The sequence below is a fragment of the Paenibacillus sp. ATY16 genome (genome assembly GCF_003399985.2).
GTDB classification, from domain to species: domain Bacteria; phylum Bacillota; class Bacilli; order Paenibacillales; family Paenibacillaceae; genus Pristimantibacillus; species Pristimantibacillus glycanilyticus.
Map to the genome: position 1 here is coordinate 496,264 of NZ_NMOK02000052.1, position 15,750 is coordinate 512,013.

The following is a 15,750-nucleotide window of genomic DNA, read 5'->3' on the forward strand; positions in this document are numbered from 1 at the left end:
AATATGGAGAAGCGGATGAGAACCTTCATGCCGTTTACGTATAAAATGATGATTTCCTACCTGCTGCTGGTCTTGGTTACGGACGTTGTCATCGGTTATGTCTCGTATACAATGCTGGTGCAATCCCGTACGGAAATGGCAGAAACCAACATTAAGACGGCCATGGAGCAGACGGAAAATAACCTGAGCTACCAGCTGGGCGAGATTCAGCGGATGTCCGATACGCTGTTCGGCAGCTTATCCTTTCAGCGGGCGCTGCAGAAGAAAGGAGATCCGCTCCAGACGTATCTGACGATGCTGGATGAGATCGTGCCTCAGATCCAGGCGCCGCTTCACTTGTACGGCAATCATATCCGGCTGCTAGTTTATACGACCAACGGCTATTTGAACGAGGTTGACGGAGACAGCATGTACGAGGAGATTAAGGACAGCGATTATTACATTTTGCCGTACAGCGAGATTACGAATAAGTCGTGGTTCAATGCAATTCAGGATTCGGACAAGGATAATATATGGCTGCAGGTCGACACCGACCGGACCCTGAACAATATTTCGCATTTCCGGAAGCTGGTCTCTTACAACGATTATAAGACGATTATCGGCTACGTCCGAATTACGACGCGGCTGGATGATTTGCTTGGGGATTTTAAAGCGTTTCCAACCGAGGAGGGGCTTATTCTTCGCCTGGTGGACACGGGCAGCGATACGGTTCTCTATCAACGGGGAGACAATGGGGATACGGACGGGGCAGCTGCTGCAAGCACGATGCCAGAGGAGGATAACGGCACTTATCTCGTTATGCAAAATAAGATTCCGAACACCAGCTTCGTAATAGAGACGCTGGTTCCGAACGAATACCTGAGAAAGGATGCGGGCAAGCTGGGGAGCGTTATTTTCTACGTATGCCTGATCAGCTTCCTTGTGATGTCGATTATCGGGTTCCTCGTAGCCAGATTGTCCGGACGAAAAATGAGGCGTATCGTCACGTTCCTCCGTTCCTTCCAGCAGGGAAGCTTCCAGAAGCGACTGCGCTTCAGCGGCAATGACGAGTTCGTTCATATTGCCGGCGCGTTTAACGATATGGCGGAGAACATTCAGGACCTGATCAAAAAGGTATACGTGGAAGGCATTCAGAAAAAACAGGCGGAGCTCGAAGCGCTGCAGGCGCAGATTAATCCGCATTTCCTGTACAATACGTTGTCGACGATAGGCAGCCTTGCGAATTTGTCGGAGACGGAGAAGGTGACGGGCATGGTGGAAGGGCTGGCGAAGTTTTACCGGCTTACGCTGAACGATGGCCAGGTGTTTATTCCGCTGGCGAAGGAGCTTGAGCAGGTTGAAGCTTATCTGGACATTCAGCGTATAAAATACGCGGGGAAATTTGATGTTCATATCGATATGGAACGGGGACTTGGGGACTGCAAGGTGATTAAGCTGATCCTGCAGCCTTTTGTAGAAAATATTTTCAAGCATGCCTGGTTTGGCAGCCATATCGCGATCCGGATCAGCGGCAGAGCGGTAGGGAATAAGGTGGAGCTGAAGGTCATTGACACCGGGATCGGGATGAAGCCGGATGCTTTGAAGGCCGTAATGGCACAGCCGGGGCAATCGGGCGGATACGGCATCCGCAACGTGGATGACCGCATCAAGCTGCGGTATGGCGACGAGTACGGCATTGAGATCGGAAGCGTGTTTGGCGGAGGGACGACCGTACGGATTCTGCTGCCGATCGACCGGCAGGGCAACGTGGACGAGGAAGAGCAAAGGAGACTGCTGGCATGATTACAGTATTACTAGTAGATGACGAAGCGATAGATCTGGAATGGATGCGGCGCAGGGTAACGGGCAGCCCGCTGCCCTTGCAGGTGGTGGGGACGGCAAGCAGCGGCTTTGAAGCTCTGAGGCTGATGGAAGACGAGCGGATCGATGTCATTCTGTCCGATATCCGGATGCCGATTATGTCGGGGACGGAATTCGCGCGGAAGGCGAAGGAACGGAATCCGCATGTGCAGGTTGTTTTTATAAGCGGTCACGAGGACTTTCAATACGCGAAGGAAGCGATTCAGATGAATGCTTCGGGCTACCTGCTGAAGCCGGTCAAGGACCAGGAGCTGCATGAGATGCTGGAAACGGTGTATACGCAGGTGGAGAGCGAGCGGAAGCGGCATTCGATCGTAACGGAGGCCTTATCGCTGGTGAATAGGGAGCTGATGCTTAAGTGGCTGGCCGATGCAACAGAAGAGCATGAGCGGGAGCATATCGCTCCGTTCCTGAACTCGCTCCTGCAATACGGGGCAGCCGCAGCGGTTATCGAGATCGACGACGTGGAGTGGAAAATTCCCGAACAGGAGCGGCGCAGCCAGGTCCGCAGCATCTCCTCCTTTATCGAGCAGTTCGTTGGCGACCATGACGGAGGTACGGTGCTGGTCAGCCATGATCAGCGGATCGTTATTCTCTCTCCCATTTCCGATGACCGGTTTAACGCCATGCTGGAGGAGTTGGTTGGCGAGGTCCGCCAGAGCTTCCCCGTAACGATCACGGCAGGAGCCGGCAGCTCCGCACGGGACACGGAGGAGCTTCGCGAATCGTACCGGCAGGCGCAGGCGGCCCTTAGCGCGAAGTGGCTGCTGGGCAAAAACCGGCTAATCAAGGACGTATCCGGCACGGCAAGAGAAGACAAGCTGGAGAACAATGTCGAAGAGAACGTCGAAGAGATGCTGAACGCCATTCTCGATTACGATCTGGTAGCGATAGACGACCGGCTGCTGAAGCTGTTCGACAAGAACGAAAACGTATCCCAGAAGCAATATGCGTACGACCTGATTATCCGGGTAACGTCGAAGCTGCATGCCGATCTGCTGCAGCAAAACGAAAATCTGTACGAGCTGCTGAAATGGGATGCGCAAAAGGCGGCCGTACTGTTCCAGTTCGAGACGATCGACGATATCCTGTCCTGGCTGCGAAGAAGGTTTTTCGAGCTGTCCGAGCTGCTGTACGTAAAGCGCCAGAAGCAGAAGCGCAAGCTGTTCGATAACATTATGGCGTTTGTGGACGAGCGGCTGGAGCAGAAGATTACGCTGAAGGAAGTAGCGGCGTTTTTTGATTTTACGCCCAATTATTTGAGCACCTTGTTCAAGGAAGAGACCGGTACCTTATTCAGCGACTGGCTGAATGAACGGCGCATGGACCGCGTCAGGGAGCTGCTTGCGGATCCTTGTCTGAAGGTATACGAAATAGCGGAGAGGGTCGGCTACAAGAACATCATTTATTTCAACCGGCAGTTCAAGCAGTTTACCGGCATGACACCAGGCGAATACCGAAAGAAGCATAAAATCTAGCCCGATTGACCTTCATTCATAAGCCTGCGGCTGTTTTTCCAAGCCTGCGGGCTTTTGTTTTTCATCCCCTTATAAACTAAACTTTCCGGCCAAAATCGTAGATTAAGTATTACTTTTTGTAGTTTTGCTTAATTTTGGAGGGGCCGCGAGGTTTATATAATTAACGTATAAGACAGAGAGATTGTACAGGAGGAGAAAACGAATGAAGCAACGCGGATTTTGGGGTTACGCCTTTCAGAACAAGACGCTGCTGCTCATGCTGGCGCCGGCGGTATTCTTTTTTATACTGTTCGCTTACGTCCCGATGGCCGGCATTGTGCTTGCATTCAAACAATACAACAACACGGGCGGCATATTCGGAAGTCCGTGGAACGGAATCAGCAACTTCCGCTTTTTCTTCGAATCGGGCAATGCCTGGATGGTTACGAGGAATACGGCGCTGTATAACATCGCCTTTATCATCGTCAACAACGTGCTGCAAATCGCGGCGGCGATCTTCCTGTTCGAAGCGGTGGGCAAATGGTTCCGCAAGTTAACGCAGACGATGCTGTTCCTTCCTTACTTTATTTCGTGGGTTGTCGTAGGCGCTATTGCTTACAACCTCTTCAACTACGACGTGGGTACGCTGAACGTGCTGCTGAAGGCTGTAGGCATGCAACCGGTTGATATTTACAACACGCCTTCCTATTGGCCGGTCATTCTCGTGCTCGTATCCGCTTGGAAAACGCTTGGCTACGGTTCGGTTATGTATCTGGCGGCCATTACGGGGATCGACAACGAGATGTACGAAGCGGCGGAAATTGACGGAGCAAACGTGTTCCAGCGGATCTGGCGCATTACGCTGCCGAATCTGTTCCCAACCGTGATCATTCTGGTCCTGCTTGCCGTCGGCAATATTTTCAGAGGAGATTTCGGGATGTTCTACAACATGGTCGGCAACAACGGCCTCTTGTTCTCTTCAACCGACGTTATCGATACCTTCGTCTTCCGGTCGCTGACGACCTCGAACGAAATCGGCTTATCGGCTGCTGCAGGCTTCTATCAATCCGTGCTTGGCTTTGCAACGATCTTGCTGGCTAACTATGCGGTACGCAAATACGACAAAGATCATGCTTTGTTCTAAAGCATATGCTTACGAAGCAAGAATTCTCACAAACAGCAGATAGAGGCTATTTGTGTGACAATTCTTTTTAGGAGGGATTATAGATGAGTGCAATTGCCCAAACGGGGAAAAGCGGGGTTAAACGTCAGGCGGACATCATGCTGCTGAGAGTCATCGGATACAACTTTATATCGCTCTTGGCTGTTATCTGCTTCATACCGTTCCTGCTTGTAGTATCATCCTCATTATCGCAGGAAAGCTCCATTGTGGAGAAAGGTTATCAGCTCATACCGGCGGTGTGGTCCACGGATGCTTACAGCATTCTGTTTAAATATCCGGAGCAAATGCTCCGGGCGTATGGGGTCACCATTGCGGTGACGGCAGCCGGGACGCTAGTCGGTTTATTCATAACCGCGATGACGGCTTACGTCCTTCAGCGCAAAGATTTCAGGTGGCGCAACCAGTTTGCTTTCTTCTTCTTCTTTACGACATTGTTCAGCGGAGGTCTTGTACCATGGTATATGCTGATCGTTACGTATCTGGATTTGAAAGACAAGTTGATCGTCCTTATTCTCCCGATGCTGCTGAACGTGTTCTACATTATCGTCATGAAGACGTTCATGAGCAGCATTCCGGAGGCGATTACCGAATCGGCCAAGATCGACGGAGCGGGGGATTTCCGCATTTTCGTCCAGCTGATCCTGCCCCTGTCCAAGCCTGTACTTGCCACCATCGGTTTGTTCATCGCTTTGGCTTACTGGAATGACTGGTACAATGCGCTGCTGTTCGTGAGCGATGAGAAGCTCATGCCGCTTCAGTATTATCTGTACAAAATGCTTGGCAATATGGATGGCATGCGCAAGGCGATGGTTGCCTCGGGAGCTGTCGTTACGACCAACATTCCGACGGAAAGCCTGAAAATGGCGATGACGATTGTCGCTACCGGGCCGATCCTGCTTGCTTATCCGTTCATTCAGCGTTATTTCGTGCAAGGCCTCACGCTTGGCGCAGTAAAAGGTTAGGATGACCTCAGGGCGACCTGGTTATCATATAGGACTACCATTATTTAGGGGGATACACACATGCAAAACAAAAAAACGGTCATGATGCTGGCAGCAACGTTTGCCCTATCTGCTACGGTTCTTGGTGCATGCGGCAGCAACAATGGTAATAACGGCGGAACAAATGCGGGAGCGACAGGGTCGCCTGCCGCGGAATCGCAATCTCCTGCGGCATCGGCTGATGCCGGCGCGGTTGACACCTCGCAAGAGCTAAAGATCAAAATGCTGATGGTTGGCGGCAAGCCTGTTGATTACGACGCGGTATTCGCGGAGATCAATAAAAAGCTGAAAGAAAAGGTTAACGCAACCATCGATGCCGAGTTCCTCGATTGGGCGGACTGGACGCAGAAGTACCCGCTGAAATTCGCGGCAAACGAAGATTTCGATATTGCGTATACGGCTAACTGGGCGTTCTATAACGACCAAGCACTCAAAGGCGGCTTCATGGAGTTGACCGACGATATGCTCAGCAAGTTTATGCCGCAAACGATGAAAGCTATGCCTGCGGTAGCATGGGAGCAGTCCAAGGTGAACGGCAAGCAGTTCATGGTGCCGAACAACAACCCGGAAGTAACGGACAAAGCGGTGCTGATCCGCGAAGATCTGCGCAAGAAATATAACCTGGAGCCGGTTAACAGCCCTGAGACTTACGCGGCTTACCTGAAGGCGATTGCGGCTAACGAAAAAGGCATTAACGGCTTTAACGCCAAAGGCGCCGACGGCTGGAAATGGCATGAGCTTGACCAGATCCTGCTCGAGCAGGCGAATGATTTCAACCTGGTCGACTACAGCATGCCGCTTGCTTACAAGCTGGACGATGCAACAGGCAAAGTATTCAACATTTACGACACACCGGAATTCAAATCCCTTCTTGCTTATTATAAAGATCTGGCTGACAACGGCGCATGGTCCAAAAATATCGTGTCCAACAAAAACGACGTATGGCAGGATATTAAAGCCGGCAAAACCGCTTCCTACGCTCAAAACCTGGGTACGGTAGCGATGAACCTTGCTGAACTGAAACGCGAGCAGCCGAATGTTGAGCTGGCCATCGCGGATCTGACGCCTAACAGCAAGAAAATCGCGGCAATCTCGACGCAAAACGGCTTTGCGATCCATGCGACGTCGAAGAAAGCGGATCGCTCGCTCATGGTGCTTGACCTGCTGCAAAACGATAAAGAAATCCATGACCTGTTCATGTACGGCATTGCGGGCACGAACTATGAGCCAGTAGGCGATGACAAGTTTAACGCTTTGCCTGGCACGCCGAACTACACCGGCTTCTCCAACTGGGGCTCGAACTCCCCTCTGAACCGCAAAGACGCATCGTATCCGGCGGAAGCAGACGCGATTGCAACGGATTGGGAAAAGAAGGTTTACCATTTCAAGCTTGAGACCTTTGTATTCAATGACGCCAACGTGAAGAACGAAGTAGCTAACGTAGGCAACGTGATGCTTCGTTACGCGATTCCGCTCGAGTACGGCCTGATCAAGGACATCGACAAAGGCCAAGCGGATCTGATCGCGCAGCTGAAAGCAGCGGGTATCGAGAAGGTGCAGAAAGAGCTGCAATCTCAGATCGATGCGTTTTTGGCGGCTCAATAAACTGAAGAGAATCCGTTTACGACGGAACGGGGTATCCCCTTCGGCCACTGTTGTCTGCAGGAAATTCGAATTTACTCTCCAATGGAGATTTCCCGCAGACAAAGGCGGACGCTAACGCTCCTCAGGGGACACCCCTTTTCCTTACGTAAAAATATTCTCTATTATGACACTTCTTACCGGTAGTAGGAGGGGACTAATGTCTCCTCCTTTTTTAAAACCTTTAAAGGAGGAAAATAAATGAAATTACTTACTAGAAAAAGCATTCTTTTATTTTTCACATTTACGTTAGCGCTTACATCGATGCTGGCCGTTGGGCCGGTGAAAAAAGCGGAGGCGGCGGAGAGCAATTTGTCTGATCCCGATACGTTTATTAAAGGCGTCGATATTTCGACTTTGCAGGCGCTCGAGGATAAGAATGTGAAGTTTTACGATGGAGGAATCCAGCAGGATCTATTGACCATCATGAAAAATCATGGCGTCAATTACGTCCGTCTTCGCCTTTGGAATGACCCGGTGCAAGCGGATGGCTACAATGACAAGGCTCATGTGCTAGCGATGGCGGAGCGGGTGAAGGCGGCAGGAATGAAGCTGCTTCTGGATTTCCATTATTCGGACTTCTGGGCGGATCCCGGTCAGCAGGTAAAGCCGGCGGCGTGGAAGGACCTCAGCTTTGCGGATCTGAAGTTAGCTGTCTATGATTATACGGCGGATGTCATGAGCGATCTGGCGGATGCGGATGCTTATCCGGACATGGTGCAGATTGGCAACGAAATTAACAGCGGCATGCTGCTGCCCGACGGATCGACCGGCAATATGGATAACCTTGCCGGGTTGATCGGCGAAGGCGTTAAAGCGGTACGGGATACTACGCCAAACGGTCAAACGACGCAAATCATGCTGCATTTGGCGGAAGGCGGCAATAACGGCAAGTTCCGCAGCTTTTTTGACGCAATGGAAGCGCGGAATGTAGACTATGACGTTATCGGCATGTCGTATTATCCGTTCTGGCACGGCACGTTCCAGCAGCTGAAATCCAATATGGACGATATCGCCGCAAGATACGGCAAGCCGATTGTTGTGGCGGAAACGTCGTATGCCAATACGCTTGAGAATGGCGATGATCATCCCAATACGGTTGGCGAGAACGAAACGAAGCTGGTTGGCTTTGAAGCATCCGTGGCGAACCAGAAGCTTGTCACCGAGACGGTGCTGAACACCGTTGCCCATGTGCAAGGCGGACTGGGACTCGGGGTCTTTTACTGGGAGCCGGCTTGGCTGCCGGGCGTTGGCTGGAAGCAAGGCGAAGGCAATGCATGGGAGAATCAGGCGATGTTTGATTATGACGGCAATGCGCTTGACTCGCTTAACGCATTCCAATATGTACCGGGGAGCATCGCAAGCGTAGATCCGATCCTCGTGTACCCGGCGACACCGGTTACGATTGCAACGGGAGATGCCTTGATACTGCCGGCAGATACAAAGGTGCTTTATAACGAAGGGACCATTACGGCGGCATCGGTTGAATGGGAGGAATATAACCCGGAGCTGTTGAGTACGCCGGGAACGTTTACGGTTCAAGGGAATGTGGCGGGCACGAATCTTCGTACCTCGGTAGAAGTGACGGTGACGGGAAGTCCGAATCTGTTGAAAAATGGCGGCTTTGAGAGCGGTACGCTGGCGGATTGGACGGTTTCCGGCGATACGGGCGCGGTGAAAATCGAACATAACGCGGGCAACGCAAAAGCTGGCGAATACGCTTTGAATTATTGGTCGGGCTCGGCTTTTGCTTATCAGGTATCTCAGACGGTAACGGGTCTTGAGAACGGAACGTATGAGCTTCGCGGCTATGCTTCCGGGGGCGAATATGCGGACCAGACGATCTCGCTGACGGCTGAGACCGGCGAACAGACGCTTTCCACTCCGGTAACGAATGCCGGATACAACGTCTGGAAGCAATATACGATTGGAGAGATTCGGGTTACGGACGGCCAAGTAAAGGTCGGTATTCACGTAAACGGACCGGCAGGAGCATGGGGGTATTTTGACAAGCTTGAGCTGGTAAAAGTGGAAGCGGCAGAAGTTAACGTCGTGCAAAATCCAGGCTTCGAAACCGGCGCTCTTGTACCTTGGACGGTTACGGGGGATAGCGGAGCGGTTAAGGTCGAGCATAATGCGGCTAATGCCAAGTCCGGCGAGTACGCGCTTAATTATTGGCTGGGCACGGCATTTAAGCATACGGTTACGCAGTCTTTCGAGAACCTTGAAAACGGCATTTACGAGCTCCGCGCATCGGCTTCCGGCGGCGTATACGACGAGCAGAAGATAAGCTTGTTCGCCAAATCCGGCGGATTAACGTACAGCACCGATGTTGTAAATACCGGCTGGAACGATTGGCATTCTTATAAGGTAAGCATCATTGCAGTTCGTGACGGCAAAGCATCCATTGGTTTTGATGTGGATGCTCCGGCTGGTGCATGGGGCTACGTGGACGATATTGCGCTGGTGAGAGTAGGAGATCTGCCCTCCGGCGGCGATAATAACGGCAACGGCGGAACAAGCAGCGGCAATAGCGGTGGATCAAGCGATAACATGAACGGTGTTGCTACCGTTACTTCCTCCCAATTGGCTGCGGACGGCAAGGGCGGTTATACGGTAGAGTTGCCGACGGGAACAACGCAGGCCGTTTTACCAGCCGGCTTGTATGATCAATTGAAGAAAGGGCCTGTTACTTTGTCTGCCGCAGACCTGTCCCTCACGATTCCTTCGGCGGTCGTAACCGAGCTGCTTGGCAAGCTGAAGACGGAGGCGGGCAGCAAGATTACTTTAAGCCTCGTGCCCGTGACAGGGGAGGCTGCGGATACAAGGCTTGCCGTCACCGGCGCGGATGTCCGAGCGCTTGGCACCGTTTATAACTTTGAGTTGTCGGTAACCGATTCGGCCGGCAATGTGGAGAAGCTGACCAAGTTCAGCAGTCCGTTGACTCTTCGCATGAAGGCTTCGCAAAGCGGGAACGCGGAATTGACGGGCATTTATTATATCGCTGAAGACGGATCCATCCATTATGTTGGCGGGCAATTCGCAAATGGCGTATGGCAGGCAGAGGTTGCGCATTTCAGCAGCTATGGTTTGCTTGAAGTGAAAAAGTCCTATAAGGATGTGCCGGCCGCGCATTGGGCAGCGCTTGCGATCGGATCCCTCTCGGCGAAGCAGTTTATTAACGGGACTGCTGCCGCAAGCTTTGAACCGGAGCGCGCGATCAGCCGTGCCGAGTTCACCGCCATCCTTGTTCGTGCATTAAAGCTGTCCGGTACCGGCGGTCAAGATTCGCGCTTTAGCGATGTTCCGGCAGCCGCCTGGTATGCCGAAGCCGTATCGGCGGCTTATGAAGCGGGTCTTGTAAAAGGACGTTCGGCAGAGCTGTTTGTGCCATACGGCTCGATTACACGCCAGGAGATGGCCGTTATGCTGGCCAAAGCCTATGCAATTTTCCATAAAACAGCCTCAGCTTCTTCTAATGCCGACAAGGAACTTCCGTTCCTGGACAAATCGTCAATTGCGGATTGGGCTATGCCTTCTGTACAATGGGCTTATGAGCAAGGGCTGTTAAAAGGACGGAGCGGTGACCGGTTTGCCCCGGCAGCATCGATGACACGCGCGGAGGCAGCTGAAGTCGTCTATCGCTTGCTTAAATAGAATCAGGAGTTTTCCTTCCGTTATGCATCTAGATGAACTGCTATTTGTTTTTATGATTGTCCTGCTTGCAGGCTTTGTGCAGGGATTAACAAGCTTTGGCTTTGCTCTAATAGCTATGCCGCTGCTTGTAAAGCTGATGCCGATGCAGCAGGCCGTCCCCGTCGTTGTTGTCTTAAGTCTATTAACCAACATTGCCGTGCTGTACAGCAGCCGGAAGCATATCCGGATCAGGCAGATTTGGCCGCTTATGGCCGCAAGTTTGCTCGCGGCACCGCTTGGAACCTATGCCTTGCTATATGTTCCGGCGAATGCGCTGAAGCTTGGGGCAGGCCTGCTTGTCGCCGTCGTATCCATCCTGATGCTGAGCGGAAAAAGCTTTCCGCTTGGCCGGCTGGCTTATGCGCCGGTTGGTGCGGTAAGCGGCTTTTTGAACGGGAGCATCTCGATGAGCGGGCCTCCGGTGGCGCTATTTTTGACTAACCAAGGCCTCGACAAGATGACCTTCCGGGCGAACATTACGGCTTACGCCCTGATCTTGAATATCATTACGATAGGGACGTATAGGTATGAAGGACTGCTTAACGAGACGGCTATGAAGACGGTAGGCTGGGCGGTTCCGGCGCTTATTGCCGGGGTTATTATGGGAATCAAGGCGGTTGGACGGCTTAATGACAAGCTGTTCAAAACAATCGCGCTTTGGCTCATCCTGATTACCGGGATATGGACAGCGGTGGGCGGACTCATCGGCTAGCAGCAAAACAAAAAACCTTGAAGGTGTGGCGCCTAGGTATGGCGCTTTCCCTTCAAGGTTTTTTTCTTAACTGCTTCATTCGATACATCGCTTGGTCAGCGTCGGTAATCAGCTGCTTGAGACTGGTATACCGGTCTTGATTGGAGCTTATGCCAATGCTGGCCGATAGGCTAATGGGCTTGCCTTGAACAAGAAACGGATCCAGGAAAGCTGCGTTGATCTTGTCGTGTACCGTCCGAACGCCGTTATCCTCGCTTAAGTTCTGGAAGCAGATAATAAACTCATCGCCTCCGTACCTGACGATCCGGTCGCTGTGCCGGATTTGCTGCTTCAGGCGTTTGGCGATTTCAATGAGCAACAGGTCTCCAAACTCATGGCCGAATTGATCGTTAATCTGCTTGAAGTCGTTCAGATCGATAAACAGGACCCCTAGAGGTGCCTCAACGTTCCGCTGGAACAGCTCGTCCAGAAACCTTCGATTGTACAACCCGGTTAAACTGTCGGTAACGGTTGCGAACTCCAAATCTATGGTGTAACCAAGCAATGCGGCTAGGGAATTCAGATGCGACTGCTCCTCTTTGCTGAGGGACAAGGAATCCCGGTCAACCAGATAAAGAGCGCCATGAACAACGCAATCGCTTGTTGATATCGGAACTATATAGTGGGAACGTTGTCCAATAATTACGCTGATATCGGATTGAAAAGTCATTCCGGCTTGCACGAGGGTGTCTCTGCGGTTATAAGCAGCTATGATCCGGTGGTTTGATCTTTCCTGAACCGCGATAAAGAGAGTGTCGACATGAAGAAACGAGGTCAAAAGCTGTAGAACATGTCCGGCTGCATCGTCGAATGAGCGAATTTTGCTGGGCATTGCGTATTTCATCTCCTGCAAGAATGGCGAACCATATCGAAAAATTACCTTCTGATTCCAGTTTAGTCGAAACCGGCTGCGGACTCAACATAGAACTTCTTAATAATGGGTATTTCAAAATGAAACTAATCTATATAATTAATAATTTTGTTAATTCAACTATATAAGAATTCGTTATTGAATTATTTCATTGGCTGATGTTTAATAAAGATATTGATTTATACATTTATCATGAGGTGATTCTTTAATGACGAACCGTGCAAAGATGATCGTTGACAAAGATTTTATCGTAGGCGAAGTAGATAAACGAATTTACGGCTCCTTTATTGAGCATTTGGGACGTGCGGTATACGGCGGTATTTACGAGCCTGATCATCCGTCCGCAGACGAGCAAGGCTTCCGTTCGGACGTGCTTGAGCTTGTAAAAGGATTAGACGTACCTATCGTCCGTTACCCTGGCGGCAATTTTGTATCCGGTTACAACTGGGAGGACGGCGTTGGTCCGGTTGCGGACCGCCCTAGCCGTCTTGAGCTGGCATGGCGGACAATCGAGCCTAACCTGGTAGGCTTTAACGAGTTTGTGGACTGGTGCAAAAAAGCAAACACCGAAGCGATGATGGCTGTTAACCTCGGCACCCGCGGGCCGGAAGAAGCCCGCAATCTGATCGAATACTCCAACCATGCTTCCGGCTCGTATTGGTCCGATCTTCGCATTAAGCATGGCTACAAAGACCCGCATAATATTAAAACCTGGTGCCTTGGCAACGAGATGGACGGCCCTTGGCAGATTGGCGCAAAGACAGCCGTGGAATACGGCCGCATTGCCAATGAAACGGCTAAAATCATGCGTTGGGTGGATCCAACGATTGAGCTCGTGGCCTGCGGCAGCTCGGGCCTTGGCATGCCAACCTTCCCGGATTGGGAAGCAACCGTGCTTGATCTGACGTACGATAACGTTGATTACATTTCGCTGCATCAGTATTATGGAAATAGAGACAAGGATACGAAGAACTTCCTGGCTCAATCGTTAGGAATGGATTCCTTTATTCAGACGGTTATTTCCACGGCCGACTATGTGAAAGCGAAGAAGCGCAGCAAGAAAAACATTAACCTCAGCTTCGATGAATGGAATGTCTGGTTCCACTCCAACGAGAGCGACCGCAAGATCGAGCCTTGGTCCATCGCGCCGCCGCAGCTGGAGGATATTTATACGCATGAGGACGCGCTTGTGGTTGGCTGCATGCTGATCAGCTTGCTGAAACGCGCCGACCGGGTGAAAATGGCTTGTCTCGCGCAGCTCGTTAACGTTATTGCGCCAATTATGACGGAGAACGGCGGAGCCGCATGGAAGCAATCGATCTATTATCCGTATATGCATGCAAGCCTGTTCGGCCGCGGCACGGTATTGGTTCCTTTGCTCAAATCGGATAAATACGACTCCAAGGATTACACCGATGTACCTTATGTGGAAGCGGTAGCCGTTCATAACGAGGAGCTTGGAGAAGTAACCGTATTTGCGGTTAACCGCGATTTGGACAATGCGAGAACGTTTGACATCGATCTTCGCAGCTTTGGCTCGTTCCGCGTCATCGAGCATATTGTCCTTGAGAATGACGACTTGCAAGCCGTTAATACGGCAGCAAATCCGGATAACGTGAAACCGCATGCGAACGGCAATGCAAAGCTTGAACAAAACGGCACGATTGAAGCTTCTCTCAGCAAAGCTTCCTGGAACGTCATTCGAATTAAACTTCAGTAACAGGATGTGAAACATGTTAATCAAAGCGGATACCGATCAAGCCTGGCTTCCGCTTTATGAAGCGCTGGCTAGTCCTGTGCGATTAAATATTCTGGATCTTCTCGCCGCTGCAGCTGAGCCGATGAATGTCAAAGATCTGGCTGCCGCTCTTGGGCTGAGCAGTGCCATCGTAACGATGCATGTCCGCAAGCTCGAGCAGGCGGGAATTATCCAGACGAAGATGGTCAGAAAACAGGGTGGCACGCATAAAATTTGCGAAATCGCGGCCTCTCGCATCCAGATTGATTTGCCGCAGCCCGGCTTTACTCCGAAGAAAACCCACGAGATCAGTATACCGGTCGGCCATTATACCGAATTTGAGGTGTATCCGACCTGCGGTATCGCAACAACGGAGAAAGTCATTGGCCAATTCGATGACCCGAGGTATTTCCTTGAGCCGGAGCGGATGAATGCCGGCATTCTATGGTTCGGCAAAGGGTACGTGGAATATCGGATCCCGAATTATCTGCTGCCGGGCCAGCGCCCAGAGGAGCTCGAGATTGTGCTGGAGATCAGCTCCGAGGCGCCGGGTTACAACGAGAACTGGCCATCGGATATCGTATTTACCTTGAACGGTGTTCGGATCGGCATGTGGACCAGTCCTGGCGATTACGGAGCCGTAAAAGGGAAATACACGCCAACCTGGTGGCAGGATTTCGTTAATCAGTACGGCCTGCTCAAAATTATCCGCGTCCAGAAAAACGGTACTTTCATCGATGGTCAGAAAATTTCGGATGTCGGAATCGACCAGATTGGCTTGAACCGCAATCAGTGGGTTTTCAGGATTGCCGTCGAAGACAACGCCGCCCATGTCGGCGGTCTGACGTTGTTCGGCAAAGGCTTCGGGAATTACAATCAGGACATGATTTTCCGCGTGAGTTATTTGGAAGGGCTGGACTGCTGATGACTCAGCAGTCCTTTCTTTTTATAGGTCGTTCAGGCATAAGCGGCCAACATCATAGAAACAGGGGACGTTCCTTGGTCATTTCAATGACTTAAGGAACGTCTTATTTTATCTTGCGACTTTACAACTTCATCACAACTCCTCCATATCGCGAATACATCCCTGTCCTATACTGTATCTGCATCAGGTAAGACAAGGAGGAGAATAAAGTGAGCAACAAGCAAGCACCAAGTGCTCGAAGGAAATGGATGATTTCGATTAGTATCGTTGTCTTGGTTCTAATTCCTTCAGGCTATTTCGGTTATCAAAGCATGGGGGTATACCGGGCGCTCGATAATCTTGGCTCATCGAAGAATGAACTTCAAATCGGCGCGCATCAAGAGGATGAATCCATGAAACCCGTCGAGTGGACCGGAACAGAGCCCGTTAACATCCTGCTGATGGGAGGGGATAATCATATCCAATATTATGTCTATACGGATTTCCAGGGTTTCAAATCGTTGATCGACGCATTTGGCGGTATAAACTTAGATGTAGACAAGGACATGAATTATAGTGATAACACCGAACAATCTGGTTCGAATGCGGATACCACCGGAGCAAAAGCTGGAGACGGAGGGGAATAAT

General features: G+C 51.1%; 11 protein-coding genes. 10 read left to right on the top strand and 1 reads right to left on the bottom strand.

Translation table 11 applies throughout. From position 1 onward, the window contains the following. Nucleotides 1-3: 3 nt before the first annotated feature. From CFI03_RS28025 to CFI03_RS28055, 7 genes are all read left to right on the top strand, one after another. Nucleotides 4-1,782, top strand: coding sequence for a sensor histidine kinase (locus CFI03_RS28025; protein ID WP_248762415.1), 1,779 nt, complete (start codon nt 4-6; stop codon nt 1,780-1,782). Further along, complete coding sequence (locus CFI03_RS28030) at nt 1,779-3,338, top strand: response regulator (protein WP_248762416.1); 1,560 nt, start codon at nt 1,779-1,781, stop codon at nt 3,336-3,338. Before CFI03_RS28025 ends, CFI03_RS28030 begins: the two co-directional genes overlap by 4 nt. A gap of 202 nt (nt 3,339-3,540) precedes the next feature. Continuing rightward, a complete protein-coding gene (locus CFI03_RS28035) occupies nt 3,541-4,461 on the top strand; it encodes an ABC transporter permease (protein WP_248762417.1) in 921 nt (306 codons plus the stop codon). An 83-nt stretch (nt 4,462-4,544) separates the two neighbouring features. Next, entirely contained in the window at nt 4,545-5,462 is a 918-nt protein-coding gene (locus CFI03_RS28040; protein ID WP_248762418.1) for a carbohydrate ABC transporter permease, read from the top strand. A 60-nt stretch (nt 5,463-5,522) separates the two neighbouring features. Beyond that, on the top strand, nt 5,523-7,106 hold the full coding sequence (locus CFI03_RS28045) for a DUF3502 domain-containing protein (RefSeq protein ID WP_248762419.1): 1,584 nt from the start codon (nt 5,523-5,525) through the stop codon (nt 7,104-7,106). 237 nt (nt 7,107-7,343) lie between these two features. Beyond that, a complete protein-coding gene (locus CFI03_RS28050) occupies nt 7,344-10,799 on the top strand; it encodes a glycosyl hydrolase 53 family protein (protein ID WP_248762420.1) in 3,456 nt (1,151 codons plus the stop codon). Nucleotides 10,800-10,821: 22 nt separating this feature from the next. After that, a complete protein-coding gene (locus CFI03_RS28055; protein WP_248762421.1) occupies nt 10,822-11,550 on the top strand; it encodes a sulfite exporter TauE/SafE family protein in 729 nt (242 codons plus the stop codon). A gap of 52 nt (nt 11,551-11,602) precedes the next feature. On the opposite strand, the gene CFI03_RS28060 is transcribed toward CFI03_RS28055, so the two are convergent. Further along, complete coding sequence (locus tag CFI03_RS28060) at nt 11,603-12,421, bottom strand: GGDEF domain-containing protein (protein WP_248762422.1); 819 nt, start codon at nt 12,419-12,421, stop codon at nt 11,603-11,605. 247 nt (nt 12,422-12,668) lie between these two features. On the opposite strand from CFI03_RS28060, the gene arfA reads away from it, so the two are divergent. The 3 genes from arfA to CFI03_RS28075 all read left to right on the top strand — a co-directional run bounded on the left by arfA (nt 12,669) and on the right by CFI03_RS28075 (nt 15,749). Continuing rightward, entirely contained in the window at nt 12,669-14,180 is a 1,512-nt protein-coding gene (arfA, locus tag CFI03_RS28065) for an arabinosylfuranosidase ArfA (protein WP_248762423.1), read from the top strand. 13 nt (nt 14,181-14,193) lie between these two features. Next, nucleotides 14,194-15,123 (top strand): ArsR/SmtB family transcription factor, encoded by a 930-nt coding sequence (locus CFI03_RS28070; protein ID WP_248762424.1) that lies wholly within the window; start codon nt 14,194-14,196, stop codon nt 15,121-15,123. A gap of 209 nt (nt 15,124-15,332) precedes the next feature. After that, nucleotides 15,333-15,749 carry an LCP family glycopolymer transferase gene (locus CFI03_RS28075; RefSeq protein ID WP_481857717.1) on the top strand — a complete coding sequence of 139 codons (417 nt, stop codon included), beginning with the start codon at nt 15,333-15,335 and terminating at the stop codon, nt 15,747-15,749. Nucleotide 15,750 lies beyond the last annotated feature (1 nt).

Excerpts from the sequence above, each read along its gene's own strand:
- arfA (WP_248762423.1), top strand. The coding sequence starts at position 12,669 with ATGACGAACCGTGCAAAGATGATCGTTGACAAAGATTTTATCGTAGGC.
- CFI03_RS28060 (WP_248762422.1), bottom strand. The coding sequence starts at position 12,421 with ATGCCCAGCAAAATTCGCTCATTCGACGATGCAGCCGGACATGTTCTA.
- CFI03_RS28030 (WP_248762416.1), top strand. The coding sequence starts at position 1,779 with ATGATTACAGTATTACTAGTAGATGACGAAGCGATAGATCTGGAATGG.
- CFI03_RS28035 (WP_248762417.1), top strand. The coding sequence starts at position 3,541 with ATGAAGCAACGCGGATTTTGGGGTTACGCCTTTCAGAACAAGACGCTG.
- CFI03_RS28050 (WP_248762420.1), top strand. The coding sequence starts at position 7,344 with ATGAAATTACTTACTAGAAAAAGCATTCTTTTATTTTTCACATTTACG.
- CFI03_RS28040 (WP_248762418.1), top strand. The coding sequence starts at position 4,545 with ATGAGTGCAATTGCCCAAACGGGGAAAAGCGGGGTTAAACGTCAGGCG.
- CFI03_RS28025 (WP_248762415.1), top strand. The coding sequence starts at position 4 with ATGGAGAAGCGGATGAGAACCTTCATGCCGTTTACGTATAAAATGATG.
- CFI03_RS28045 (WP_248762419.1), top strand. The coding sequence starts at position 5,523 with ATGCAAAACAAAAAAACGGTCATGATGCTGGCAGCAACGTTTGCCCTA.
- CFI03_RS28070 (WP_248762424.1), top strand. The coding sequence starts at position 14,194 with ATGTTAATCAAAGCGGATACCGATCAAGCCTGGCTTCCGCTTTATGAA.
- CFI03_RS28055 (WP_248762421.1), top strand. The coding sequence starts at position 10,822 with ATGCATCTAGATGAACTGCTATTTGTTTTTATGATTGTCCTGCTTGCA.